The following is a 1,410-nucleotide window of genomic DNA, read 5'->3' as shown; positions in this document are numbered from 1 at the left end:
AAAGTTGGACAAATTTAAGCAATGTTCTTGATATAATGAGCTCTGTATTCTACAGGGCTCATTCCGTTTAAATTTGATTTAATTCTTACCTTGTTATAGTAATTGATATAATTTATTATTTCTTTTTTTAACTCCTCTATAGATTCAAACTTTTGTAAGTAGAACATTTCAGCCTTTAATGTTCCAAAGAAATTTTCAATAATACTATTATCCAAACAATTTCCTTTTCTGGACATACTCTGAATCACTCCCTTTTTTTTCAATCTTTTCTGATATTTTTTCATTTGATATTGCCAACCTTGATCAGAATGAAGGATTAAGTTGCTCTTATTAGGTATTTTACGAAATGCCTTGTTAACCATTTTCATTACCTGTGTAAAAATAGGTCTTTCACTAATTTCATAACTGATGATTTCTTGATTGTATAAATCCATGATTGGGGATAAATAAAGTTTTTTATCTCCGACTCTAAATTCAGTAACATCTGTTACCCATTTCTGTTGTGGTTTTTCAGCTTTGAATTCCCTTTTTAAGATATTTGGTGCTATTTTACCTTGTTCGCCCTTATAGGAATTATATTTTCTTTTTTTTCGTATAATACTCCTTATTCCCAGCTCAACCATCAATTTCAAAACTGTTTTATGATTAATGAGTATACCTTTCTTTCGCAGCGCATCTTTTATACGACGATAGCCATAACGACCTTTGTGTTGATTGTAAATCTCCATGATAACCGGCTTTATATCAGCGTACTTATCTAATTTACCACGTTGTTGGTGATAAAAATAACTACTGCGAGCCATCTTACTGCAGTCTAGAAGTAAATCCAGACTGAAATCCTGCCTTAACTCTTCGATGACTTTGACTTTCGAGAGTTTAGTTTTCCTTCCTCCGCTTGAATTAAGGCATTGAACTTTTTTAAAAATGCATTTTCACAACGTAACCGTTCGATTTCCAGTAAAAGTTCTTCTTCTCTAGTTAAAGGTTTTTGAGATTTATATGCTTTACGTTTGTTGGTACTCATTTTTCTAGGACGGCCTCGGGGTTTACTTTTAAGACCTTCTAATCCAAATTTAGTAAAAATATTACGCCACCGCACAATTATAGAATCATTGGGAATCTTAAATTTCAAACGAGTCTCACTAAGACTAAGCTTCTCTCGCTCCATGACTTGAAGCACCCTGTACTTAAAATCAAAAGAGTAATTTTGATTCTTCTTAGGATAAAGACCCGTGAGGCCATACTTTACATAATCCTGAATCCATCGACTCAGAGTACTTTTAGATACACTATTTTCCGTGCTAATACTTAATATTGATTGTGACGATTTAAAGTATAAATCAATACAAGTCTTCTTAAATGTTAAATTGTATTTTACTTTTCTTTCCATAAAAAATGCCCCCAGAAAGT

The 1,410-nt window shown here is 32.1% G+C and carries 2 protein-coding genes; both read right to left on the bottom strand.

The window, feature by feature from the left end:
- Window positions 1-14 precede the first annotated feature (14 nt).
- Window positions 15-926, bottom strand: a complete 912-nt coding sequence (locus tag G5B32_RS16830; protein ID WP_317166126.1) for an IS3 family transposase — start codon at window positions 924-926, stop codon at window positions 15-17.
- On the bottom strand, window positions 845-1,410 hold a 566-nt coding region (locus G5B32_RS16825; RefSeq protein ID WP_206366946.1), incomplete at its 5' end, for a helix-turn-helix domain containing protein. The genes G5B32_RS16825 and G5B32_RS16830, both read right to left, overlap by 82 nt.

Source organism: Sphingobacterium sp. SGL-16 (assembly GCF_011043515.1).
In the GTDB taxonomy this organism is placed as follows: Bacteria; Bacteroidota; Bacteroidia; order Sphingobacteriales; family Sphingobacteriaceae; genus Sphingobacterium; species Sphingobacterium litopenaei.
This window is presented reverse-complemented; position numbering and strand designations above follow the sequence as displayed.